Below are 24386 nucleotides of genomic sequence, written 5' to 3' on the forward strand. Positions count from 1 at the left end.
GACTGTAAGCCCGCCGGCGCCGGATCGGCGCGTCATCCGCCGGCGTCCGCCGACAGGAAGGCGACCGTGTCCCCGGCCGCGAGCGGCAGCAAGGGATCCCGGGTGACCTGGTCGCCGTTCACCGCGGCGACGACGTGCCGGTCCAGCTCCAGGCCCGCCAGCTTCGCCGCCCGGCCCAGCGTCGCCGCCCGGACGGTGTGCGGCCGGTGGCCGTCCTTGCCCGCCAGCGCCCCGAACCGTTCGATCGTGATCCCGGGTTCCGGCCGGTCCAGCGCGGCGGCGTAGTCGTCCGGCGTGTTGACGTTGAGCACGGAGTCCAGACCGGGGTCGAAGGCGGCCAGCCGGCGGTCTCCGAGGAGCTGCGCGTCGTCGAGCTGCGCGACTTCGCAGTGCTTGAACAGCATGCCGGGCCGCAGCTGCCCTTCGCCGACGAGCCGGGTGATCAGGTCCGCGAGCGACGTCCGGTAGGCGGCCGCGAGCGGCTGCCGGAACCCGCGCGCGACGGGGAGCACCATGTCGGCCTTCGTGTCGGCCATGGCCCGCAAAACCCGCCGCACGAACGCGGGGTGCAGGAACGGCATGTCCGTCGAGCAGACGAACGCGGCGTCGGCGCGGCCGGCCACCGCGCCCAGCCCGGCGGCGACGCCTTGCATCGGCCCGAGGCCTTCGACGGGATCTTCGACGACTTCGACGCCGGCGGGCAGGTCGGGCAGGGTCTGCCCGGGCGCGGCGACGACGACCACCGGGCCGTCGACGACCCGGTTCAGCAGCGCGCTCGTGCGGTGGAGGAACGTCGAACCGTGCCAGGCCAGGCCGGCTTTCGCGCGGCCCATGCGCGACGACCGGCCGCCCGCGAGGACCACGCCTGCCTCAGTCTGCACGTCGTCGACGATAGCCGGGCCGGGCTTCCTAGTCCTTTTGACCGATGTCCGGGACCGCGGAAACCGTTCGCGGGCTCGATGTGCGGTGAGCGTTCGCTGAGCAGAATGAAATTCGCTCACAGGTCACGGCGCTCGGGCGTCGTTCGGAGGAGGGGTTTCGGATGGGGAAGACGTGGTCGATCGCGCTCGCGATCGGCGTCCTGGGGACAACGCTCGCCGCGGTGCCCGCGGCGGCGGCGCCGGGCGGCGTGCGGTGGGGACCGTGCCCGGCGGACGCCGCCGCGCCCGGCCTGGAGTGCTCGACGATCAAGGTCCCGCTGGACTACGAAGATCCCGGCGGCCGGCAGATCGACGTCGCGATCTCCCGGCTCGCGAGCAAGAACCCGGGGCAGCGCCGGGGGATCCTGCTGACCAACCCCGGTGGTCCGTCGCCGGGGTTGAAGTTCCCGGCCGAGCTGGTGGCGGCGAAGCTGCCGCAGAGCGTGCTGGACAGCTACGACCTGATCGGCTTCGACCCGCGCGGGTTCGGGCACAGCACGCCGGTGACGTGCGCCCTGACCCCGGAGCAACAGGCTCCGGGCAACGTGCCGCCCTACGCACGCAACGCCGCGGACGTGGCGAAGCGGGCCGAGCAGTCGAAGGCGATCGCCCGCCAGTGCGCCACTTCGCAGTCGGCGTGGATGCTGCCGCACGTCAGCACGGCCGACACCGCACGCGACATGGACCGGATCCGGGCCGCGCTCGGCGAGGAGAAGACGTCCTTCGCCGGCTACTCGTGGGGCACCTACCTCGGCGCGGTGTACGCGACCCTGTTCCCCGACCGCGGCGACCGGATCCTGCTCGACAGCAACGTCCACCCGACCGGCTGGGACTTCGCGAACGACCGGCTCTACGCCCAGGGCTTCGACGACCGCTTCCCGGACTTCGCGAAGTTCGCCGCCGTCCAGGACGCCACCTACCACCTGGGCAGCACCCCGGAACAGGTCACGGCGAAGTACTTCGACCTGGCCGCACGGCTGGACAAGGCCGCGGTCCGGGACATCGACGGCCCGACGTTCCGGATGCTCACCTGGGGCTTCCTCTTCAACGACGCGGCGATGCCCCTGGTGGCCAAGCTCTGGCAGGCACTCGACACCGACCAGCCGCTCCCCCCGCTCCCGGGCGGCGAGCCGTCCAATGTGGACAACCTGATCTCAGGCCGCTACTACACGATCTGCGCCGACTCCCGCTGGCCACGATCGGTGGCCACCTACCAGGCAGCGGTGGCAATCGACCGGTTGCGCCACCCGATGTTCGGCGCGGCCGGAGCCAACATCCAGCCGTGCGCATTCTGGCCGGCGCCAACCGAACCCCCAGTCCGCATCGGCGACCAAGGCCCATCGAACGTCCTGATGCTGCAGAACGAGCGCGACCCGGCAACCCCCTTGGCCGGCGCCATCCAGCTGCGCCAAGCATTCGGCACCCGAGCCCGAATGGCAACGGTCAACGCAGGCGGCCACGGCGTCTACCCGTACGTGGGCAACCAGTGCGCCGACACAGTGGCGACTGCATACCTGACCACGGGCCAACGCCCAGACCACGACGTGACGTGCACGGCCGAACCCCGCTAAGCCCGGCGCTGCCCGGGCCCGCTGCGATCCCGGGCAGCCGGGCGGCCCGAGCCAGGCAGGCAGCACCGGGCCAGGCAGGCAGCGCCGGGCCGGTCGGACCAGCCCGGGCGGGCAGCGCCGGACCGGACGGACCAGGCCGGGCGGGCGGCGCCGGGCCAGGCCGGGCGCGGCGGACCGGGGCAGGCCAGGCGGGCGCCGTGAGCCAGGCGGGTGCAGCAGACCAGGCAGGCGCGGCAGCGCGGGCAGCGCGGGCAGCGCGGGCAGCGCGGGCAGCGCGGGCAGCGCGGGCAGCGCGGGCAGCGCGGGCAGCGCGGGCAGCGCGGGCAGCGCGGGCAGCGAACGCTACCTCCCGCATGTCGTTCGGCGTCACCGGCCGCGCACCCGGCACCCGGCACCCGGCACCCGACACCCGACACCCAGCACCCGGCACCCGGCACCCGGCACCCGGCACCCGGCACCCGGCACCCGGCACCCGGCACCTGGCACCTGGCACCCAGCGACCGTTCTCCAAGCGAGCCGAGCAAGGCAGGCTTGAGTTCGCACGGCACTAGCGCCGTGAACCCGGCCCGCCCGACAGCACCCGGTGACCGGTCATCAGGCGAACCACCACCGCGCCGCTCGGCCTCAGCCACAGCGGCCGCGTGCCCGGCACCCCGGCGATCATCAAGCCGGGCACGCAGGCTTGAGTTCGCCGCACGGCGCCAGCGTCGTGAACCCGGGCCACGCGCCAGGCACCCACCCGGCCAATCCGGCATGATGATCACCCCGGCCCTCGGCACCCGTAGGAAGGACGGCCACCCACGTGCTCCCGACCACCGTTCCGAAGCCGGTCCGCGGCCTGGTGATCGTCGAGATCGTGGTCCTCGGCGGGCTGAACCTCGAGCTGATCGTGCGCCGGCTCATCGTCGACGCCCCGGCCCCCGCAGGCGAGCTCCTCTACTTCGGCGTCGGCGCGGTCCTCGGGGCGCTCGCCCTGCTACGACGGCGATTTCCGGAACGGACCGCAGCACTGGCCGGCGCCGGAATCGGGCTCTCGCTGGCCACCAGCGCCGTGGGCTTCTTCGCCGCACCGGCCGCGAAGTTCGGTGGCGATCCCGAGGTCGTGGCGTTGATGCTGCTGGTCGGAGCGGCCTGCCACCGGCTGCCCCGGGGGCACGCCGCCGCGCTTGCGGTGCTCGGTGGGCTGGCGATGGCGTTCGCGCCGGTGCTGCGGTACGGCGACTCCTCCACGACGCTCACCCTCGCGGTCCTCTGGGCCCTGCTGTGGGGCGGCAGCGTCATGATCGGCCTGATCCTGCGCGACGGCGACGCCCGCCGCGAGGCCGCCCTGGCGGCCGCCCGTGATCGGGAGCGGCTCGAGCTGGCTCGGGAGCTGCACGATCTGGTGGCGCACCACATCACCGGGGTCGTCGTCCGCACCCAGGCCGCCGGCGTGATCCTCGCCGAAGGACCCGAGCACGACCTGATCAAGGAGATCGAGCACGCCGGCGCGGAGGCGCTCGGCGCGGTCCGGCGGCTGGTCATGATGCTGCGCAGCCCCGGGCACGTACTACCGGTCGGCACGACCGGCTTGGCCGAGACGGTCGAAGCCGCGGTCGGTGACGACGACGGTGTCACAGTGCGGCTGGCGCCCGGGCTGGCGGACCTCGCCGTGGCTCCGGAGACCGTGTCGACCGTCCACCGGGTGGTGCTCGAATCGCTGACCAACGTGCGGAAGCACGCGCCCGACGCCCGGCGCGTCACCGTGGTGGTCGAGCCCGGGGACAATGGCCAGTACCTGCGGGTCGAGGTCGGCAACGACGGGCTCCGGCCGGGGCGGACGCGCCGTTCGGCGGGCGGGTACGGCCTGATCGGGATGGGCGAGCGGATCGCGGCCCTGGACGGCCGGCTGGTCGCCGGGGAACACGGCGAGCGCGGCTGGCGGGTGCTCGCCGAGCTGCCGCTGCCGGGCGGCGTCGCCGCGGCCCGGCCGCTGGAAGGGGGCTGACCTTGCGAATCCTGCTGGCCGACGACCAGGCCATGGTGCGCACCGGCTTCCGGCTGATCCTGGAGCGGGAACCCGGCCTCGAAGTGGTGGGCGAGGCGGAGAACGGCAAGCAGGCGGTCGAGCTGGCCCAGGAGCTGCGCCCGGACGTCACGCTGATGGACATCCGGATGCCCTTGGTCGACGGCCTCGCCGCCACCCGGCAACTGGCCGGCCCCGACGTCGAGGACCCGCTGCGTGTCCTGGTCGTCACGACGTTCGACCTCGACGAGCTGGTCCACGAGGCCCTCTGCTCCGGCGCCTGCGGCTTCCTGCTGAAGGACGCGGGCCCCCGCCTCCTGGTGGAAGCGGTCCACGCGGCCGCGAACGGCGAAACTCTCGTCTCCCCTTCGATCACGACGCGCCTGCTGGCCCACTTCACGGCCACCCCGGCGGGCCGCCGCGCGCGCCAGGCCGAACCCGCGCTGACCCAGCGCGAACTCGACGTCACCAAGGCCGTCGCCCGCGGCCGCACGAACGCCGAGATCACCGAGGAGCTGACGATCTCCCTGTCGACGGTGAAGACGCACCTCGCCTCGATCCAGCGCAAGATCGAAGCCCGCAACCGCACGGAGATCGCGGTGTGGGCCTGGGAATCCGGCCTGGTGCGCTGAACGGTCCGCGGCCTGGGCTAACCCGGCCGGGTGGTCACCGCGCCAACGCACATCACGCGCGCGGGCCGTCGGGGTTTCACCGGTGCACGGGAGAGCGTGCGGGGACAGTCGTCCGACGGCCGGGGGGCCCGAGGGCGGCAAGGGGATGCGGTGCCGGGCCCGCTCAGGGGGCAGGTCCGGCACCGCACAACTCCAGATCGTCACGCACACCGGGGGCCGGAAGCGGAACGCCGCTGCCCAGGGCGCGCATCACCTGCATCGCCGCCGGGGTGCCGAGGAAGTGCCGCAACGAATCGGCCGCGCCCGAACGGCGGTCGGCCGGCAGGGTCGTCACGTGCCAGCAGACCGACCTCGGCGTACCCCGCGTCGGGACCGGGACCAGCTGGCGCCGGCGCGGCTGCGATCGGCAGAGCCTGGCCGATCCCGCCGTCTCCGGACACGACGATGGCCGTGGGCGCGGTGCCCACGGCCATCGTGCTCGGTCAGGCGCAGCTGCCGGGGTCGGCGGCGAGCAGCGGGTCCGTCGTCGGGACGCCGCTGAACGGCGTCGTGTCCTGGACGCTCAAGGCGCCGTCACGCAGGGTGTACGTCGTGCGGGTGCCCGAGTAGGTGAACCGGTCGGTCGGACGGCTGACGTCGTCGTTCTCGGAAGCGACGGTCGTGAAGGCCCGGCCACCCTCGAACGGCGTGCAGGTGTAGCCCAGGTGCGCGGCGACCCCGCCGCCTTCGGCGACCGAGAACGGCTTGTCGTCGGCCCCCACGACCTGGCTCAGGGCGCGGCCGTCGAAGTGCAGCACGGAGAAGAACGTGGTGTTCGCCCCCACCGACTGGGTGATGACCAGCTCGGCCCGGCCGTCCCCGTTGAGGTCGGTCACCCGGGGCGCTTCGATGCCGAACTGGCTGTCGGCCGGCAGGTGGATCGACGTGGAGGTGCCGTTCACGGTGGCCGAGACCAGCTGGTCGCCGTCCCCGACGATCCGGTCGGTGACGGTCTCGAGCTGCCCGTCGCCGTTCAGGTCGGCGGCGACGGTGACCGGGTCCGGCCCCGGCGCGGCCAGCGCGGGCACGGCGACGGCCAGCCCGAGCGCGGCGGCCAGGCCGGAAACGGTGGCGGTCCGGACGAGTCCGATGCGGTTCATGGTGTGCTCCCTCCCTCGATCGGTGATCTTTTCACCGAAAGTCCTCTCACTGGGAAAGACGGCCACGGTCTCGTCACGTGCACTGGAAGTGTGATGTGCCACACGCGCGCAACCCCGGCCGTCACGCCGGAAACGCCCTGGCCGCGCTCGCGCAGGGGTGGCTTAACCGCGAAGCGGGCAACCGACGAGGTCGTCGCGGAGCTGTCCGAGATCTGCGAACGGCTGCGGGGCCTGCTCGCTTGGTACGGGCGCGAGTGACGGAAACTCCCGGTGTCCGCCACCCGATCGCCCGTCTTTGCAGCACTGGGATTGCAGCCACCGCCGAGAATACCCACGAACAGGCCAGGCGCGGGCAGCGTTTCGACGACCTTGGAAAGGCTTGCCGCGGCTCGCCGCCCCCCGCAACGCTGGAACCCATGCGAACAAAGCTGATCACTCGACTGGCAGGCGTCGCCGCTCTCTGCGCGCTCCTCATGAATCCGTTGACGGCGACCGCGAACGCCGCGCCGGCGGCCAACCACGGCACCTACCTCCTCAGAGGGGACGTGCTGGCTGCCGGCGACTACATCACCTCCGGGGACCACAACTTCACGCTCGAGATGCAGGCGGACGGCAACCTGGTCGAGTACTGGCTCATCAACGGCAAGCACGCGTGCTGGGCGTCCAACACCAATGGCTGGCCCGGCAGCTACGCCACCTACCAGCGCGACGGCAACCTCGTCGTGTACACCGGAGGCGGCGAACCGCTCTGGGCGAGCAACACGGTCGGCGACCGCGGCACGACCGTGGACATCAGCAGCGGCAGCCTGCAGGACTACGGTTCGTTGTACGTCGGCTACACGAGGATCCACTACGCGTGCTGACGCCTCCGAGGCGTCCTGATCGGACAGTCGTCAGCCCGCTTCGGCGAGCGGCCAAGCGGTCTGCCGCGGCTCGCCTTTCGCGGGGCGTCTACAGGAGGTTGAGCTCGCGGGCCCGGGCGACGGCTTCCGTGCGGTTGCGGGCCTGGAGCCGGCCGAAGATCTGGTTCAGGTGCCACTTCGTGGTGCCGACCGTGATGAACAGCTTGTCGGCCACCTGCTGGTTCGACATCCCCGTGGCGATCAGCCCGAGGATCCGCCGCTGCGTTTCGGTCAGCGTCTCGACCACGCCGACGCCCTCGACCGTCCGCAGCTCCGAACCCCGTGCTGCCACCGCGGGCGTGCCCCGGAACCGGGACAGGAGGTCGGACACGAACTCCGGGGCCGTCGCGCGGACGTCCTTCAGCAGCGGGACGAGCGCCGCGCCTTCGTCGAGGAACGTGCGGCGGTAGCCGTCCGGGGCGGCGATCCCGACCGCCTCGGCGAGCAGGTCGCGCGCGTCGCGCCGGGCCAGCGCGCTCGCGACGAGGATCGCCACCAGGCTGCCGTCCCGGCCTTCCTCGCGGGCGCGTTCTTCGATCACGCCCAGCACGTCCAGGGCCTCCGACGGCGAGCCGCGCGCCAGCAGGAGCCGGGCGCGGGTCAGCTGCTCGTAGTCCGAAGAGGACGGTGGGTCGCCGGTGATCTCGTCGAACGCCTGCGAAGCCGCCGTGACGTTGCCGGAGCGCAGCTGCAGCTCCGCGATCGTCGCCACCACCAGCCGCGCGCGGCGGTAGTCCTCGGCCGCGTCCGCCTGGCGGCGGGCGGCCAGCAGCGCCTCGAACCCCTCGTCGACCCGGCCGGCCGCGTGGTGCAGCCGCGCCAGGGTCCGCAGGCCCAGCAGCGTGTACGACGTCGTGCCGAGCTGTTCGCACCGGGCGATCCCCTCGACCAGGCACCGGCGGGCTTCGGCGAGTTCGTCGCGTTCGTAGAGCAACGTCCCGAGCGGCACCTCGGCCAGGCCGGCCATCGGCGCGGAAGGGTGCCCGCGCAGCGCGTCGCGGCACAGCAGGACGGCTTCGCGCAGCCGGCCCTGCACGTACAGCAGCGGCGCGAGGTAGCCGGTGGCCTCCAGCGCGCTCAGCGGGTTGCCGCTGCGCTCCCCCAGCCGGACGGCCTCGCGCAGCACCTCGATCGCGCCGCGCCGGTCGCCGGTCAGCCGCCGGGCCTGGCCCAGCACGCCCATCGCGGCCGCGCGGAAGAACGACGTGCTGTCGCCGAGCAGGTCCAGCGCCGCGGTCGCGAGCCCGGCCGCGTCGGCGGGACGGCCGTGCGTCAGCGCCAGGTAGGCCTGGAACGTCCGGAGCATCGCCAGGTCGAGCACGGGTGCGCCGGGCCCCATGCCCGCGTCGGCGATCGCGGCGTACGCCTCGGCGTCGTCGGCGCGCCCGCCGAGGTAGAGCAGCCAGCCCTTGAACCCGGCGAGGTCGGGCTGCGCGCGCAGCTCGTCCTCCGGCAGCCGGTTGAGCCACGACAGCAACGTCGCCAGCTCGCCCCGCCGGACCTGGTCCTCGGCCTGCTCGCGCACGGTCGCGACGGCCAGCCCGATCTCGCGGCCGGGCACCGCGTGCCGGATCGTCTCGGCCGGCATCCCCCGCGCCGAGAACCAGCGCGCCGCCCGCGCGTGGGACTCGACGGCGACGTCCGGGGCCAGCTCGCCGCGCAGGTAGCCGGCGAACAGCCCGTGGTAGCGGTGCCACTCCCCCGCGTCGTCGATCGGCGTGAGGAACAGGTTGGCCCGCTCGAGGTCCCGGATCACCCGGTCGCTGCCGGTCCGGCCGGTGACGGCGTCGCACAGCGGCGACGACAGCGTCTCGAGCACGCTCGTGCGGAGCAGGAAGTCGCGGACGTCGGCGGGCTGGCCGGCCAGCACCTCCTCGGCGAGGTAGTCCAGCACGTACCGGTTGCCCGGCTGCAGCCGCACCGACGGCGCCGCCGTGGTGCCGTCGCGCAGGCCGATGCCCAGCATCTGCAGCGCCGCCGCCCAGCCCTCGGCGCGGCGGTTCAGCTCGCCGACCACGGCCGCGTCGACCGCCCGGCCGGTGACGGCGGCGAGCAGCCCGGCGGCCTCCTCCGGCGAAAACCGCAGCTGGGCCGCGCCGAGCTCGGCCAGCAGGCCCCTGCCGCGCCACCGTGCGAGGGGCAGGTCGGGTTCGGTGCGGCCGAGCAGCACCAGGTGCAGCCCGGGCGGGCAGTGCTCGACGAGGAAAGTCAGCGCGTCGAGGATCTCCGGTTCGGCGAGCAGGTGGACCTCGTCGAGCACGAGGACGCGCTCCTCGCCGACCAGGTCGTTGACGAGCCCGGTCATCACCGCGGGCGTCGACGCGGTGCCGGAGTCCAGCAGCGTGCGGCCGGCGCCGAGCGCGGTGACGAGGTAGTCGAGGAACCGGCCGGGGACGTCGTCGTCTTCGTCGAGGGTGAGCCAGGCCGAGCGGCCCCCGAAGTCCCGCAGCCACGCGCTGACCAGCGTCGTCTTGCCGAACCCGGCCGGCGCGGTGACGAGGGTGACCGGGTGCGCGGGCACCGCGTCGAGCAGGCGCAGCAGCCGCCCCCGGGCGACCGTGCCCGGGCGGGCCGGCGGCACCAGCAGCTTCGTCGCCACCACCTGCATAACCCCGAACCCTAACCTTGGACAGGGGTGCCGACCAGCGCGGAAACCTACCTTCATCCGCATGGACACCACGGACTTCTACCTCCTGGCCGACGACCTCCCGGCCGAGGACCGCGACCTGCTGCACCGGCTGCGCGAGTTCCTCGACAACGAGGTGGCGCCGGTCGCCTCCTGGCACTGGGCGCGGGAACGCTTCCCCCACCACCTCGTCGCGCCGCTCGGCAAGCTCGACGTCGGCGGCCTCTCCTACACCGGCTACGGCCTGCCCGGCCGCACGAGCCTGCTCGACGGCTTCGTCACCCTCGACCTGGCCCGCACCGACCCGTCGTTCGCGACGTTCTTCGGCGTGCACACCGGCCTCGCCATGGGGTCGATCTACCTCTGCGGCTCCGAAGAGCAGAAGGCGCGGTGGCTGCCGCCGATGCACCGGTTCGAGAAGATCGGCGCGTTCGGCCTCACCGAGCCGGACGTCGGTTCCGCCGCTTCCCGCGGTCTCAAGACCACCGCCCGCCGCGAAGGCGGCGAATGGGTCTTGAACGGCGAGAAGAAGTGGATCGGCAACGCCACCTTCGCCGACGTCGTCGTCATCTGGGCCAAGGACGTCGAGGACGGCCAGGTCAAGGGCTTCCTCGTCGAGAAGGACACGCCCGGGTTCACCCCGACCAAGATCGAAGGCAAGATCGCGCTGCGGACCGTGCAGAACGCGCACATCCTCCTCGAGGACGTCCGTGTCGCGGAGAGCAACCGCCTGCAGCACGCGAACACCTTCGCCGACACCGCGGCCGTGCTCCGGATGACCCGGACGTCGGTGGCGTGGCAGGCCGTCGGCTGCTCCCTCGGCGCGTACCAGCGCGCGCTCGCTTATGCCAAGGAACGCGAGCAGTTCGGCCGCCCGATCGGCGGGTTCCAGCTCGTGCAGGACCTGCTGGTGAAGATGCTCGGCAACATCACCGCGTCGCTCTGCCTGGTCGCGCAGCTGTCCCGGCTGCAGGACGCCGGGAAGCTGACCGAGGAACAGGCTTCGCTCGCGAAAGCCTTCTGCACCACCAAGATGCGCGAGACCGTCGGCATGGCCCGCGAGCTCATGGGCGGCAACGGGATCCTCCTGGAGCACGAGGTCGGCCGGTTCGTCGCCGACGCCGAGGCCATCCACTCCTACGAGGGCACGCGCGAAATGAACACCCTCATCGTCGGCCGGGCGCTCACCGGCCGGTCCGCTTTCGTTTAAGGAGAACCCATGTCATCCCCGAGCGTGGCCGCCGACGCCATCGGCGGCCCCAACCCCATCGTCGGCTTCCGCCGCAAGGACCTCCTGGACTCGCTGCGCACGGTCGTCGGCGAGGCCGTCAAGCACCCGAAGCACACGACGGCGAGCCTGCGCCACCTGGCCAGGACCGCGGTCGCCGCCGCCCGCGGTCGCGGCGAGCTGGTGCCCGGCCCGAAGGACCGGCGCTTCAGCGACTCGGCCTGGACGCAGAACTTCCTCTACCGCCGGCTGCTCGGCGTCTATCTGGCCGCCGACGCCGAACTGGACGCCTGGCTGGGCGGCAGCGAACTGTCCGAAGTGGACCGTGAACGGGCGAGGTTCGTGCTGTCGCTCGCGCTCGACGCGCTGTCGCCGAGCAACCTGCCGCTGAACCCGGCCGCGGTCAAGCGGTTCATCGACACCGGCGGCGAGAGCGCCGTGGAAGGCGCGCGGCACTTCGCCGGTGACGTCCGCCGCAACGGCGGCTTCCCGAGCCAGGTCGACACCGAACGGTTCACCGTCGGCGGGAACCTCGCCACCACCGAAGGCTCGGTCGTCTTCCGCACCGAGGTCCTGGAGCTGATCCAGTACGTCCCGCGCACCGAGCAGGTCTGGTCGCGGCCGCTGGTCATCGCGCCGCCGCAGATCAACAAGTTCTACGTCTTCGACCTCTCGCCGGAGAAGAGCCTGGTCAAGTACGCGCTGGAGCAGGGGCACCAGGTGTTCGTGGTCAGCTGGCGCAACCCGACCGCCGAGCAGCGCGACTGGGAGCTGGTGACCTACCTGGGCGCGCTCGAAGCGGCGATCGACGCCGTCTGCGAGATCACCGGCAGCCCCGACGTCACCCTCACCGGTGCCTGCTCCGGCGGGATCACGTCGGTGTCGCTGGCCGCCCACCTCGCCGCGCGCGGCAAGCCGGTGATCCACGCGCTGACGCTGTTCGTGAGCGTGTTCGACATGGCCGAGGACAAGACCCTGCTCGGCGTGTTCGCCAGCGAGGAGACCCTGGCCGCGGCGAAGCGCCACTCCCACGTCAACGGCGTGCTCGACGGCCGCGAGCTGGCCCGGGTGTTCAACCTGCTGCGCCCCAACGACCTCATCTGGTCCTACTGGGTGAACAACTACCTGCTCGGCAAGCGCCCGCCCGCGTTCGACATCCTCTACTGGAACAACGACACCACCCGGCTGCCGGCCGCGTTCCACGGCCAGCTGATCGACATCTACCGCGACAACTCCCTGGCCCGCCCGGGCGCGGTCGTCGTCGACGGCACCCCGCTGGACCTCGGCAAGATCACCGCGGACGCGTTCGTGATGGCCGGCACCACCGACCACATCACGCCGTGGGCCGCCTGCTACCGCTCGGCCCGCCGGCTCGGCGGCGACGTCGAATTCGCGCTGAGCAGCTCCGGGCACATCCAGAGCATCCTCAACCCGCCCGGCAACCCGAAGGCCGCCTACTTCCACAACGCCGACAACCCGGAGTCGGCCGAAGCGTGGAAGGCCGGCGCCACCAAAGTGAGCGGCAGCTGGTGGCCGCGCTGGATGGAGTGGCTCGGCGAGCGCGCGGGCAAGCAGGTCGACGCCCCGGCGGTCGTCGGCAATGCGAAGCACCCGCCGATCGAGGCGGCGCCCGGCCGGTACGTCCGCGCATGACCACGGTCCGCGTGCGCGGGGTCGTCCTGCACGTCGACCACCGGCCCGGCGAGGGCACGCCCCTGCTGCTGTGCAACGGCATCGGGGCGAACCTCGAGCTGCTGGAGCCGCTGGTCGACGGTCTCGCCGCCCAGCCGGGGCGGCGGGTCCCGGTGATCCGGTTCGACATGCCGGGCACCGGCGGCTCGCCGACCACCCGGCTGCCGCGCCGGATGCCGCAGCTGGCGCGGATGCTCGCCGACCTCGTCACCGAGCTGGGCTACGACCAGGTGGACGTCCTCGGCATCTCGTGGGGCGGCGCGCTGGCCCAGGAGTTCGCGCACCGCCGCCCGTGGCTGGTCCGGCGGGTCGTGCTGTGCGCGACCAGTATGGGCATGGTGATGGTGCCGGCGAAACCGTCGGTGCTGCTCACCTTGGCCAGCCCGCTGCGGTACTTCGGCCCGGCGCACATGCGCGATACCGGCCGCCGGATCTACGGCGGCGGGTTCGGCACGGACCCCGGCGTCGCCGCGCACTTCGCCGAAGCCACCCGGGCGCCGGACCCGCTCGGCTACTACTGGCAGATCGTCGCCGGGGCCGGCTGGACCAGCGCCTGGTACCTGCCGAAACTGCGGCAGCGCGTGCTGCTCGTGGCCGGGGACGACGACCCGATCATCCCGGCCGTCAACGCCAAGCTGATGGCGCGGCTGCTGCGCCACGGCACCGTCCACATCGTTTCCGGCGGCGGTCACCTCGCCCTGCTCACGCACGCCGCCGAGCTCGTCCCCCTCATCCACCGCTTCCTGTCCTGAACGGAGCCGCTCCGATGCTGAACCTCGCCATGATGCTCGAAGAGAGCGCCGCCGCCCTGCCGGGCCGCGACGCGCTCGTCGCCGGGGAGACCCGGCTGACCTACCGGGAGGTGAACGCCGCCGCCAACCAGGTCGCCCACCTGCTCCGGTCTCGCGGGATCGGCCGCGGCGACAAGGTCGCGCTCGCATCGGTCAACATCCCCGCGTTCCCGGTCGTCTACTACGGGATCCTCAAGGCCGGCGCGGCCGTCGTGCCGTTCAACGTCCTGCTCAAGGGCCGCGAGATCGCCTACCACCTGGCCGATTCCGGTGCGAAGGCGTTCTTCTGCTTCGCCGGCGGACCCGGGCTGCCGCTCGGCGAAGAAGGCCGGGCCGGGTTCGGCGCGACGCCGTCGTGCGAGCACTTCTTCCTCGTCGACGAGTCCTTTGTGGACACCTTGACCGGCCCGACGTCGTTCGAAACGGCCGCCACCGAACCCGCCGACACCGCCGTCGTCCTCTACACGAGCGGCACCACCGGCACGCCGAAGGGCGCCGAGCTGACGCACGCCAACATGGTCCTGAACGCCCTGACCTGCCACAAGCTCTTCGGCACGGTCGAGCACGACGTCCACCTCGTGACGCTGCCGCTGTTCCACTCCTTCGGTCAGAGCGTCCAGCTCAACGCCGGGTTCGGCGAGGGGGCGACGCTGGTGCTGCTCCCCCGTTTCGACGCCCGCGCGGCGCTTTCGCTGATGCAGCAGGAGAAAGTGACGTTCTTCGCGGGCGTCCCGACGATGTACTGGGGCCTGGCCGGCGCCGACCCGGCCGCGTTCGACCTGGACGCCATCTCGGGCACGCTGCGGATGGCGGTGTCCGGCGGCGCCGCGCTGCCGGTGGAGATCCTGGAGCAGGTCCACAAGATCTACGGCGTCCGGATCCGCGAGGGGTACGGCTTGTCCGAGACGAGCCCGGTCGCGACGTTCAACCACCCCGGCCGCGTCGCGAAGCCCGGTTCGATCGGCCAGCCGGTCTGGGGCATCGACGTCAAACTGGTCGGCAAGGACGGGACCGAGGTCCCCGAGGGTGAGGCGGGCGAGATCGCGATCCGCGGGCACAACGTCATGAAGGGCTACCTCGGCCGGCCCGAGGCGACCGCCGCGGCGATCCACGACGGCTGGTTCCGCACCGGCGACATCGCCACCCGCGACGAGGACGGCTACTACTTCATCGTCGACCGGGCCAAGGACATGATCGTCCGCGGCGGCTTCAACGTGTACCCGCGCGAGCTGGAAGAGGTGCTGATGACGCACCCGGCGGTGAGCCTGGTCGCGGTGGTCGGCGTTCCGCACCCGAGTCACGGCGAGGAGGTCAAGGCGTTCGTCATCCGCCGCCCGGGCGCGACGGTGACCGAGGGCGAACTGGTGGCGTGGGGCAAGGAGCGCATGGCGGGCTACAAGTACCCGCGGCTGGTGGAGTTCCGCGACGCGTTCCCGATGACGTCGACCGGCAAGGTCCTCAAGCGCGAACTGCGCTGACGGAGATTCACCACCCGAAGTTCGACAAACCATTACCGGCGCGCACTTTTCCGGTCTTTCGAAATGGCTTCCGCCGGACGCCGGAAACGGCCCGTTCACCGATTCGGCGACAGGACGCGAGCCGTCCTGAACTAGGGTTCGTCGCCATGTGGCAGTACGCCCTCTGGGGCCTGATCGGCGCGGCGGCGAACCGGGCCCTCCTGCTGCTCGAAGCGAGTGAGCGGGCCAAGAAGTGGCCGTGGACCCCGCCCGATGGGCCGGGCGGCGGCCTCTACGCCACCTCGGTCGGGCTGCACCTGGGCATCGCCACCGCCGCGACAGCCGCACTCGCGACGACCACGATCATTTCCAACGGCTTCGTCGCCTTCGGGTTCGGGGCCGGCGCACCGGTCGTGGTGAAAAAAGCCTGCCGGTACGCCATTCGGTTGCTGCCCCCGGAAGAGCCCACCCGCGAAATCGGCGGAGGCGATTGACACCGTGCCCCCTTCAGTACCCCGGCGCGTGCTCCACGCGCTCGCCGACTCCCCGGCGCCCGCGCACCGGCTCCCGGCCCACCGGCTGCCGCGGCTGGTCGCCGCGATGACGGACGCGTCGCCCGCGTTCACCCCCGAAGAGACGCCGGACAGCTACGTCGTGCGGTCACCCCGGGCCCGCGTCACGGCCCGGCGGTGGGGCAAGGGCCTCGTCGGGGCGCTGTCCGCGGCCACGGTTCTCGTCCTGGGCGCGGGGTTCTTCATGCTGAACACACTGCCGTCGGCGGTCATCGGGGTCGCCGCCTCCGACGGCGGTTCCGGGCCGCCCTTCGCGGTGGCCGACCCCTGCGGGCTGCTCGACACCGGAACCCTGGACGCGCTCGGCCGGACGGAACTCGACGACACGACCGGCACGTTCGACCACTGCACGGCATCGGTCACGCGCGACGGACGTCGAGTGGCCGAGGTCGCCCTCACGCTCGCCACCGCGCACCAGCCCCGGTCGAGCGCCGACCTGGTGGTCGTCGACAGCTGCGAGCGGACCACCCCGCTGCGCGAGGACATCGTGGCGATCATCGACGCCGTCGACCGGGACGGCGACCCGTGCGCACTCGCCGACACCCTGATGGCCGAAGCGGCGACGGTCTTCCGCCAGCACGGGCTGCCGACGCGGGCGAGCAGCTTGCCACGCCAGTCCTTGATCGGCGCGAACGCGTGCAAGACGCTCGACCGGGCTCAACCGGCCTTGGGCCCCCCGAAACCCGGCTTCGGCAACTGGTCCTGCCAGTGGACGGCCGCCACCGGGACCACAGTGACCGTCCGGTTCGACCGGAGCGAACGGCCCCCCGCGACGACGCCGTTGAGTTCGCCTTCCGGCCATCCCTTGTTCATGACGGAGAAATCGACGCGGCACTGCGCGATCCAGGTGTCCTACCGGGAATTCCCAGCGGGCCCGGGAAAGACGATCACGGAGTTCGTCGACGTGGACGTCGCGGCGAAGAGAGCGACGGACCGTCCCTGCGACGAGGCGACCGCCCTCGGCACCGCCGTCGCGGGAATCCTGCCGTCGTCCTGACCCGCCGGTCAGTCCGCGATCTTCGACGGGTGCGCGGCCAGCGGGGTGACGTCGATGTCCATGTACGGGAACAACGGCAACCCCGACAACAGTGCGTGCAGCTCGTCGTGGTCGGCGACGTCCAGTACCGAGAAGTTCGCGTACTCCCCGGCTATCCGCCACAGGTGCGGCCACCTGCCTTCGCGCTGCAGCCTCTGGCTGTACGCCTTCTCACGCTCGATGAGGTCCGCTCGCGTGGCCGGGTCCAGGTTCGCCGGCAGGTGGACGTCCATGCGAACGTGGTACAGCATCAGGACCGCTCCGGGTCGAGGACGAAGCCGTATTCGATGGCCTCGCCGCCGTTCACCGGGCGGGGGTTCAGGAGCAGTTCCGGCTTGACCGCCGAGGCGATGTCGTCGTCGTTGTGCTCGTCGCCCGGGAAGTACAGCTGGGCCGTCAGCAGTTCGTGGCCCGGGGCCGACACCTTGACGTGCAGGTGCGCCGGGCGCCACGCGTGCCAGCCGGCCGCCGCGATCAGCTTGCCGCACGCGCCGTCCGTGGGGATCTGGTACGGGGCCGGGCGGACCGTGTGGATCTCGAAGCGGCCGGACTCGTCGGCGGTGAAGGACGCCCGCAGGTTCCACTCCGGGATGTTCGGCGCGAACTGGGAGTAGAAGCCGTCGGCGTCGGCGTGCCACAGCTCGACCTTCGCCCCGGCCAGCGCGGACCCGTCGGTCGAGGTGACCCGGCCCGTCCAGGTCAGCGGCGTGCCGGGCTCGTTCTCCCGCGTCGGCACCGAACCTCGCGCGCCCTGCTCGGGGGCGCCGGGGACGTAGTACGGGCCTTCGATGGTGCCCTTGTTGCCCTCGCGGTGCTCGGTCGCGACCTCTTCGACGACGTGCTCGACCCAGACGTCCAGGAACAGCGGCCATTCGCCGTCTTCGCCGACGCCGATCAGCCACGACTTGAGCGCGTTGTACTCGTCGTAGGTCACCTTGTGCTTGCGGATCGTGCCGTGCACGGCTTCGAGGACTTCGCGCGCGAGCAGGCTGACGCGCTCCGGCGGTGTCCCGGCGACGCCGGCGAACTTGTCGCTCTTGAAGCGCTCGGTGGCGTTGGCGCCCGAAGCCGCGGCGGTCGCGGTCTCGTGGATGGCGGTCATGAATGCTCCTTGATTCGTGGTGGGGTCAGCGGTCCTGGCGGTAGCGCCGGAGCTTTTCGGGATCGATCGACGCGCCGAGGCCGGCGCCGGGCCGGACGGCGAGTTCGCCGTCGCTGATGCACAGCGGCTCGGTGAGCAGGTCGTCGCTCATGTCGAGGAAGTTGGACAGCTCGCCCGCGCGGCGTGACGTCAGCTCGAAGGCGGCCCCGAAGGCGACCGTGCACAGGGAGCCCAGCTGGCCGTCGATCTGGTTGCCCATCACGACTTCCAGGCCGAGGCCCTCGGCGAGGTGGTGGGTGCGCTGCGACCGGGTGAAGCCGGTCCGGGCGGTCTTGATGCTCACCGCCGTCGCCGAGCCGCCGAGGACCTCGCGGGTGACGTCGGCGGGCGTCACGGCGGACTCGTCGGCGATGAACGGGACGTCCAGCCGCGAGACGAGCCACCGGCGGCCGAGGACGTCGTCGGCCGGGCACAGTTCCTCGGCGAAGAGCAGGTCGAGGTCGGCCATTTCCCGCATGGCGCGGGCCGACTCGGCGGCGGTCCAGCCGCGGTTGCCGTCCACGTAGAGGTCGACGCCGGCGCCGAAGTGCTCCCGCAGCGCGCGCACGACCGCGGTGTCGAGGGACACCGGGCGGCGGCCGACCTTGACCTTGAACGTCGTGATGCCGTGGGTCTGGCGCATCTTCTCGGCTTCGGCGACCATCGCGGCGGGCTCGTCGAACCCGAGCATGTGCGCCACGCGCATCCGGTCGGTGTAGCCGCCGAGCAGCTCGGTCACCGAGACGTCGAGGCTGCGCCCGAGCGCGTCCCAGATGGCCATGTCGATCGCCGACTTGGCGGTCGGGTTGCCGACGGTGCGGGCGAGTCGCGTGTGGACGGTTTCGCGGTCGAGCAGGCTGAGCCCGGTGACCTGCGGCGCGAAGATCGAGTCGACGACGGCGACGATCCCGGCCTGGGTCTCGCCGTAGGTGAACGGCCGCGGCGGCGCTTCGGCGACGCCGACGACGCCGTCGTCGGTGTGCACCCGGACGAGGACGTGCTCGGCGGCGTGGACCTCGCCGGAGGCGAACCGCAGCGGTTTGCGGTAGGGGATCGCGAACGGGATCGCCTCGACGTGCGTGATCTTCATCAGCTGACCTCTGCCGGTGGTCGGGTGGACGGGAAGACGTCCTCGAGCGCGGCGAGGACGGTCGAGACGAGCGGGGACGGGGTTTCGCGGTGCCAGGCCAGCGCCAGTTCGACGGTCGCGGCCCCGGCCAGGTCCCGGAAGACGACGCCCGCCAGCGGCAGGGACCGCGCGGACGCGGGCACGACGCCGATGCCGAGCCCGCCGGCGACCAGCGCGAGCAGGGCCGCGGTGCCGGGGGCCTCGTGCTGCTGCCGCGGGGTGAAACCCGCTTCACGGCAGCTGCGCGCGACCGCCTCGTGCACCACCGAGTTGCGCCCGGTGTAGGTGACCAGCGGTTCGGCCCGCAGGTCGGTCATCGCCACCACCGGCTCGACGGCCAGCCGGTGGTCGGCCGGGACGGCGAGGATGAGCGGTTCGGCCTCGATCACGCGGAAGTCGATGTCGTCCCCGGTGACCGGCGGGCGCAGCACGCCGATGCCGAGCGTGCCGGTGCGGAGGAGCTCGCACTGCTCGGCCGTGAGCAGGTCGGCGCGGACCTCCAGCTCGACCTGCGGGACCCGCTGTGCGAGCGCCCGGGCCAGGTGCGGCAGGTGGGAGAACGCGGCGGTCCCGGTGAAGCCGATCCGGACCAGGCCGAGCTTGCCTTCGCCGATCCGCCGGACGCCGCGCACCCCGGCGTCGACGGCCGCGAGCACCCGCTGGGCTTCGGCGAGGAAGAACTCGCCGGCCGGGGTGACCCGGACCTGCCGGGTCGTGCGGGCCAGCAGCGCCACGCCCAGCTCGTCCTCCAGCTGCCGGATGGTGTGCGACAGTGCCGGCTGGGCGATGTGCAGCTGCTCGGCCGCGCGGCCGAAGTGGCACGTCTCGGCGACGGCGGCGAGGTAACGCAGGTGGCGCAGTTCCATGGCGGACCTCCTCACGAGCCGTTGCCGCCGATCTCCTCACGGTAGGGAGGAAGCTGATCGAAGACAAAGACTTTATTTCGACCGATTGATAAACAGTACCTATCAATCGCACCCTGGGTCAGATCTAGGCAGATGTCCGGTGTGACGGGTCGCACGGTCTGTCATGGTTCGGACGATCAGAGCCGATCCGCGCCGCTGGAGGATCCATGACCGAGATGCTGGAGCACGTGTCCGCCGTCGTCGCCGACGCCGTCGTCGAAGACCCCGAGGCGGGTGTCTACCGCGCGAACCGGCGGATCTTCACCGACGAAGAGGTCTTCGAGCTCGAGATGAAGCACATTTTCGAGGGCAACTGGATCTACCTCGCCCACGAGAGCCAGCTGGCGAACCCCGGCGACTACTTCACCACCTACATCGGCCGTCAGCCGGTGGTCATCACCCGCGACAAGGACGGCGAACTGCACTGCCTGATCAACGCCTGCGCCCACCGCGGGGCGATGATCTGCCGCCGCAAGACCGACAACCGCACCACGCTGACCTGCCCGTTCCACGGCTGGACGTTCCGCAACGACGGCAAGCTGCTCAAGGTCAAGGACCCCGACGGTGCCGGCTACCCCGACTCCTTCGACACCGACGGCTCCCACAACCTGACGAAGGTCGCCCGGTTCGAGTCCTACCGCGGGTTCCTCTTCGGCAGCCTCAACCCCGACGTCACGACACTCGACGAGCACCTCGGCGACACGACCAAGGTGATCGACATGCTCGTCGACCAGTCCCCTGACGGCCTGGAAGTGCTGCGCGGCGCGTCGACCTACACCTACGACGGCAACTGGAAGGTCCAGGCCGAGAACGGCGCCGACGGCTACCACGTCACCGCCACGCACTGGAACTACGCGGCGACGACCGCGCGCCGCAACACCGGCGAGTCCAAGAACAGCACCAAGACCCTCGACGCCGGCAGCTGGGGCAAGTCCGGCGGCGGCTACTGGTCCTACCCCAACGGCCACCTGTGCCTGTGGACGTGGGCGGGCAACCCGCAGGACCGTCCACTGTGGAACCGGATGGCCGAGCTGAAGGAGAAGTTCGGCGACGCCAAGGGCGAGTTCATGGTCCGCGGCTCCCGCAACCTCTGCCTGTACCCCAACGTGTACCTGATGGACCAGTTCTCCACGCAGATCCGGCACTTCCGCCCGATCGCGCCGGACAAGACCGAGGTCACCATCTACTGCATCGCGCCGAAGGGCGAGAGCGCCGACGCCCGCGCGTGGCGGATCCGCCAGTACGAGGACTTCTTCAACGCCTCCGGCATGGCCACCCCGGACGACCTGGAGGAGTTCCGCTCCTGCCAGCTCACCTTCCGCGCCACCGCCGCGCCCTGGAACGACATGAGCCGCGGCGCGCAGCACTGGCTCACGGGCCCGGACGAGGTCGCCGAGGCCCTCGACATGAAGGGCGTCATCTCGGCGGGCAAGAAGAACGAGGACGAAGGCCTGTACCCGGTCCAGCACGGCTACTGGCGCGAAACCATGCGGGCCGCGATCGCCGCGGAGCGAGGAGAAACCCGATGACCACGGCCGAAAAGACGATCACCCAGCACGACATCGAACAGTTCCTCTACCGCGAAGCCCGCTACCTCGACGACCGCGAGTTCGAGAAGTGGCTGGAGTGCTACGCCGACGACGTCGTCTACTGGATGCCGTCCTGGGGCGACGACGACCTGCTCACCGAAGACCCCCAGACGTCGATCTCGCTGATCTTCTACCCGGACAAGGGCGGGCTGGAGGACCGGGTGTTCCGGATCCGCACCGAGCGCTCCAGCGCGACGTCGATCCCGGAACCGCGCACCAGCCACAACATCACGAACGTCGAGCTGATCGAGCGGCGCGGGGACCTCGTGGACGTCCGGTTCAACTGGCACACCATGTACTTCCGGTACAGGACCGTGGACCCGTACTACGGGACATCGTTCTACACCATCGACTTCTCCGGCCCGGCGCCGCTGATCCGCCGCAAGACCGTGGTGCTGAAGAACGACTACATCCACCACGTCGTCGACGTCTACCACATCTGAGGCCCGCCATGACGCACCAAGTAGCACTGTCCTTCGAGGACGGTGTCACCCGGTTCATCACCTGCGGGCCGGACCAGACCGTCGCGGACGCGTCCTACCGGCAGCGCATCAACATCCCGCTCGACTGCCGCGACGGCGCCTGCGGCACGTGCAAAGCGTTCTGCGAGTCCGGCGAGTTCGACGGCGGCACCTACCTCGACGACGCGCTCTCCGCGGACGAAGCCGAGCGCGGCTACGTGCTGCCGTGCAGCATGAAACCGAGGTCCGACCTGGTCCTGCGGATCGCCAGTACCTCGGCGGTCGCCAAGACACAGGCCGCGACCTACCCGGCGACGCTCACCGCGCTCGACCGGCTCTCCCCCACCACCGTGGCCGTCACCCTAGAGACGCCGGAGCGGGACAAGCTCGCGTTCCTGCCCGGCCAATACGTCAACATCGCCGTGCCGGGCACGGAGGAGACGCGCTCGTACTCCTTCAGCAACGCCCCCGACGAGAAGAACCTGACGTTCCTGGTGAAGCTCACCCCCGGCGGCGTGATGTCGGAGTACCTGACCGAGCGCGCGAAGCCGGGCGACGAACTGACGTTCACCGGTCCGCACGGCAGCTTCTTCCTGCGCGAGACCGAGCGGCCGGTGCTGCTGCTGGCCGGCGGCACCGGGCTCGCGCCCATCCTGTCGATCCTGCGCACGCTGCGGGCGGCGGGCTCGACGCGGCCCGCCCACCTGGTCTACGGCGTCAGCACGGACGACGACCTCGTCGAAGTCGAGACGCTCGAGGAACTGGCCGCCCAGGTCGAAAACCTCACCTGGGACCACTGCGTGGCCGACCCGGGCAGCACCGCGCCCCACAAGGGCTATGTCACCACCCTCATCCGCGACGAGCACCTGCACGACGGCGACGTCGCCGTCTACCTCTGCGGCCCGCCGCCGATGGTCGAGGCCGTCCGCACGCACTTCTCCGACGCCGGGTTCGAACCGACGGGCTTCTACTACGAGAAGTTCGCCCTCGCCGCCGGCAGCGCCGAACCGGTCGCGGCCGAGCCGGAACCCGCGGTCGTCCTGCCCGCGCCGCGGCCGGCCGAGCAGCCCGGCGCGAGCCGCACCCTGGCCGGGCAGACCGTGCTGCCCGAGGCCGCCCTCGCGGCCCTGAACGGCGGTGCGGCGCGGCCGGCCGCCGAGGACGCCGCCACCGCCCGCACGATCGGCGGCCAGCCGATCTGGCCCGGCGACGGCGGCGGCACGCGCGGGCTCGACGTCGGCGAACCGGTGCTCGCGAACCCCGCGGCCCGGGCGCTCGCCGGGCAGGAAATCTTCGCCGTGCCCCCGGCTCCCACGGACCCGGGCCACTACGAAATCGGCGAAGAGCATCCGTCGGTGCACGAGTCGGACGCCGTGTTCGAAGCCCGCCAGGCCCTCGAACTCGGCGCGCTCGAACTCACCATCGGCCGCCTGTCCACCCGGCAGCTCGCGGGCTACCGGCTGCTCGCCGAATCGGCCGTGCCCTTTGTGGACGGTGACCGGTTCGTCGACGCCGCCGCCTACACCGAGGCGAACGCGGCCTTCCACGACTACCTGTTCACCCTCACCGGCAACGAGCACCTCCTGCAGGCCTACCGCGCCCTGGGCGTGAAGGGCCACATGGAAACCACGCTGCGGGGCGCCACCTGGTGCCACCCCCGCTGCACCCAGGACCACCTCGACATCGTGACGGCGTTCGAGGCCGGCGACCGCACCACCGCCCGGCGGCTCATCGCCGAACACGCGGACCGCTCGAAGGTCACCACCCGGCGGGCCATGGCCGGCCCGGACCCCCGTCGCGGGTTCGTCACGCCCGGCCGCTTCGACGGCAAGGTCGTCGTCGTCACCGGCGCCGCCCAGGGCATCGGCGAGCGCACCGCGCGCCGGATCGCGGCCGAAGGCGGCTCGGTCGTCCTGGCCGACCGCTCGGACCTCGTCGAAGGCGTGGCCGGCGAACTGGCGGGCCAGGCCGTGGTCGCCGACCTGGAGACGTGGGAAGGCGCGCAGGCCGTGGCCGAGGCGGCGCTCGCCCGGTTCGGCCGGATCGACGTGCTCGTCAACAACGTCGGCGGGGCGATCTGGTTCAAGCCCTTCACCGAGTTCTCCCCGGCCGAGATCGAAGCCGAGATCCGGCGCTCGCTGCTGACCACCCTGTTCTCCTGCCGGGCCGCGCTGCCGTCGATGGCGGCCCGGGGCCACGGCGTGATCGTCAACGTGTCCTCGGCGGCCACGCGCGGGATCCACCGCATCCCGTACTCCGCGGCCAAGGGCGGGGTCAACGCCGTCACCGCGTCGCTCGCCTTCGAGTACGCCGAGGCGGGGATCCGGGTCGTGGCAGTCGCTCCGGGCGGCACCGAGGCCCCCGCGCGGCGCGTCTCCCGCGGCGGCTCGGCGCTGGAGACCGAGCGTGAGCAGGCGTGGTTCCGGGCCCACGTCGACCAGACGCTCGAGTCGTCGCTGCTCAAGCGATACGGCACGCTGGACGAGCAGGCCGCGGCGATCGCGTTCCTGGCCTCCGACGAGGCCTCGTACGTGACCGGGACCGTCCTGCCCGTGGCCGGGGGCGACCTCGGCTGAACCCGCGTGAGGTG

General features: G+C 71.8%; 21 protein-coding genes. 13 read left to right on the forward strand and 8 right to left on the reverse strand.

Annotated features, from left to right (window positions below; translation table 11 throughout):
• Positions 1-32: 32 nt before the first annotated feature.
• Positions 33-881, reverse strand: coding sequence for an NTP transferase domain-containing protein (locus ACYVLJ_RS35375; RefSeq protein WP_460441954.1), 849 nt, complete (start codon positions 879-881; stop codon positions 33-35).
• Between the two features lie 161 nt (positions 882-1042).
• Between ACYVLJ_RS35375 and ACYVLJ_RS35380 the strand changes: the two genes are divergently transcribed.
• From ACYVLJ_RS35380 to ACYVLJ_RS35390, 3 genes are all read left to right on the forward strand, one after another.
• Entirely contained in the window at positions 1043-2491 is a 1449-nt protein-coding gene (locus ACYVLJ_RS35380) for an alpha/beta hydrolase (RefSeq protein ID WP_460441955.1), read from the forward strand.
• An 802-nt stretch (positions 2492-3293) separates the two neighbouring features.
• The gene (locus ACYVLJ_RS35385) at positions 3294-4478 is read left to right on the forward strand and encodes a sensor histidine kinase (RefSeq protein WP_460441956.1); all 1185 of its coding nucleotides are present in this window, start codon (positions 3294-3296) and stop codon (positions 4476-4478) included.
• Positions 4475-5128: a response regulator gene (locus ACYVLJ_RS35390; RefSeq protein WP_451977138.1), complete on the forward strand. Its 654-nt coding sequence runs from the start codon at positions 4475-4477 to the stop codon at positions 5126-5128. The genes ACYVLJ_RS35385 and ACYVLJ_RS35390 overlap by 4 nt, the downstream gene beginning before the upstream one ends.
• A gap of 163 nt (positions 5129-5291) precedes the next feature.
• Here ACYVLJ_RS35390 and ACYVLJ_RS35395 read toward each other — a convergent pair whose 3' ends face one another.
• Both ACYVLJ_RS35395 and ACYVLJ_RS35400 read right to left on the reverse strand, forming a co-directional pair.
• Positions 5292-5462: a hypothetical protein gene (locus ACYVLJ_RS35395; protein WP_460441957.1), complete on the reverse strand. Its 171-nt coding sequence runs from the start codon at positions 5460-5462 to the stop codon at positions 5292-5294.
• A 148-nt stretch (positions 5463-5610) separates the two neighbouring features.
• The gene (locus ACYVLJ_RS35400; protein ID WP_460441958.1) at positions 5611-6267 is read right to left on the reverse strand and encodes a VCBS repeat-containing protein; all 657 of its coding nucleotides are present in this window, start codon (positions 6265-6267) and stop codon (positions 5611-5613) included.
• A 416-nt stretch (positions 6268-6683) separates the two neighbouring features.
• Here ACYVLJ_RS35400 and ACYVLJ_RS35405 point away from each other — a divergent pair, with 416 nt between their 5' ends.
• A complete protein-coding gene (locus ACYVLJ_RS35405; RefSeq protein ID WP_451976764.1) occupies positions 6684-7130 on the forward strand; it encodes a hypothetical protein in 447 nt (148 codons plus the stop codon).
• An 88-nt stretch (positions 7131-7218) separates the two neighbouring features.
• Here the strand turns inward: ACYVLJ_RS35405 and ACYVLJ_RS35410 are convergent, their stop codons facing one another.
• Entirely contained in the window at positions 7219-9777 is a 2559-nt protein-coding gene (locus ACYVLJ_RS35410) for a MalT transcriptional regulator family protein (RefSeq protein ID WP_460441959.1), read from the reverse strand.
• 61 nt (positions 9778-9838) lie between these two features.
• Between ACYVLJ_RS35410 and ACYVLJ_RS35415 the strand changes: the two genes are divergently transcribed.
• From ACYVLJ_RS35415 to ACYVLJ_RS35440, 6 genes are all read left to right on the forward strand, one after another.
• Positions 9839-11005, forward strand: coding sequence for an acyl-CoA dehydrogenase family protein (locus ACYVLJ_RS35415; protein WP_460441960.1), 1167 nt, complete (start codon positions 9839-9841; stop codon positions 11003-11005).
• A gap of 9 nt (positions 11006-11014) precedes the next feature.
• A complete protein-coding gene (locus ACYVLJ_RS35420) occupies positions 11015-12676 on the forward strand; it encodes an alpha/beta fold hydrolase (protein WP_460441961.1) in 1662 nt (553 codons plus the stop codon).
• Positions 12673-13467 (forward strand): alpha/beta fold hydrolase, encoded by a 795-nt coding sequence (locus ACYVLJ_RS35425; protein WP_460441962.1) that lies wholly within the window; start codon positions 12673-12675, stop codon positions 13465-13467. The genes ACYVLJ_RS35420 and ACYVLJ_RS35425 overlap by 4 nt, the downstream gene beginning before the upstream one ends.
• Positions 13468-13481: 14 nt before the next feature.
• The gene (locus ACYVLJ_RS35430; RefSeq protein ID WP_460441963.1) at positions 13482-14984 is read left to right on the forward strand and encodes a long-chain-fatty-acid--CoA ligase; all 1503 of its coding nucleotides are present in this window, start codon (positions 13482-13484) and stop codon (positions 14982-14984) included.
• Between the two features lie 146 nt (positions 14985-15130).
• Positions 15131-15457 carry a hypothetical protein gene (locus ACYVLJ_RS35435; protein WP_460441964.1) on the forward strand — a complete coding sequence of 109 codons (327 nt, stop codon included), beginning with the start codon at positions 15131-15133 and terminating at the stop codon, positions 15455-15457.
• A gap of 4 nt (positions 15458-15461) precedes the next feature.
• Complete coding sequence (locus ACYVLJ_RS35440) at positions 15462-16532, forward strand: hypothetical protein (protein ID WP_460441965.1); 1071 nt, start codon at positions 15462-15464, stop codon at positions 16530-16532.
• Between the two features lie 8 nt (positions 16533-16540).
• On the opposite strand, the gene catC is transcribed toward ACYVLJ_RS35440, so the two are convergent.
• The 4 genes from catC to ACYVLJ_RS35460 are packed head-to-tail and all read right to left on the reverse strand — an operon-like array spanning position 16541 to position 19707.
• Entirely contained in the window at positions 16541-16822 is a 282-nt protein-coding gene (catC, locus tag ACYVLJ_RS35445; RefSeq protein WP_451976741.1) for a muconolactone Delta-isomerase, read from the reverse strand.
• Positions 16822-17673: a catechol 1,2-dioxygenase gene (gene catA / locus ACYVLJ_RS35450; RefSeq protein ID WP_460441966.1), complete on the reverse strand. Its 852-nt coding sequence runs from the start codon at positions 17671-17673 to the stop codon at positions 16822-16824. The genes catC and catA overlap by 1 nt, the downstream gene beginning before the upstream one ends.
• A gap of 25 nt (positions 17674-17698) precedes the next feature.
• The gene (locus ACYVLJ_RS35455; protein WP_460441967.1) at positions 17699-18802 is read right to left on the reverse strand and encodes a mandelate racemase/muconate lactonizing enzyme family protein; all 1104 of its coding nucleotides are present in this window, start codon (positions 18800-18802) and stop codon (positions 17699-17701) included.
• Positions 18802-19707, reverse strand: coding sequence for a LysR substrate-binding domain-containing protein (locus tag ACYVLJ_RS35460; protein WP_460441968.1), 906 nt, complete (start codon positions 19705-19707; stop codon positions 18802-18804). The genes ACYVLJ_RS35455 and ACYVLJ_RS35460 overlap by 1 nt, the downstream gene beginning before the upstream one ends.
• A gap of 206 nt (positions 19708-19913) precedes the next feature.
• Between ACYVLJ_RS35460 and benA the strand changes: the two genes are divergently transcribed.
• From benA to benC, 3 genes are read left to right on the forward strand one after another with little or no spacing between them, the layout of a single operon-like run.
• Positions 19914-21275 (forward strand): benzoate 1,2-dioxygenase large subunit, encoded by a 1362-nt coding sequence (benA, locus tag ACYVLJ_RS35465; protein ID WP_460441969.1) that lies wholly within the window; start codon positions 19914-19916, stop codon positions 21273-21275.
• Entirely contained in the window at positions 21272-21778 is a 507-nt protein-coding gene (gene benB, locus ACYVLJ_RS35470; RefSeq protein ID WP_460441970.1) for a nuclear transport factor 2 family protein, read from the forward strand. Before benA ends, benB begins: the two co-directional genes overlap by 4 nt.
• An 8-nt stretch (positions 21779-21786) precedes the next feature.
• A complete protein-coding gene (benC, locus tag ACYVLJ_RS35475; protein WP_460441971.1) occupies positions 21787-24372 on the forward strand; it encodes a benzoate 1,2-dioxygenase electron transfer component BenC in 2586 nt (861 codons plus the stop codon).
• The last annotated feature ends 14 nt before the right edge of the window (positions 24373-24386 follow it).

This window comes from Amycolatopsis stemonae, from assembly GCF_054781455.1.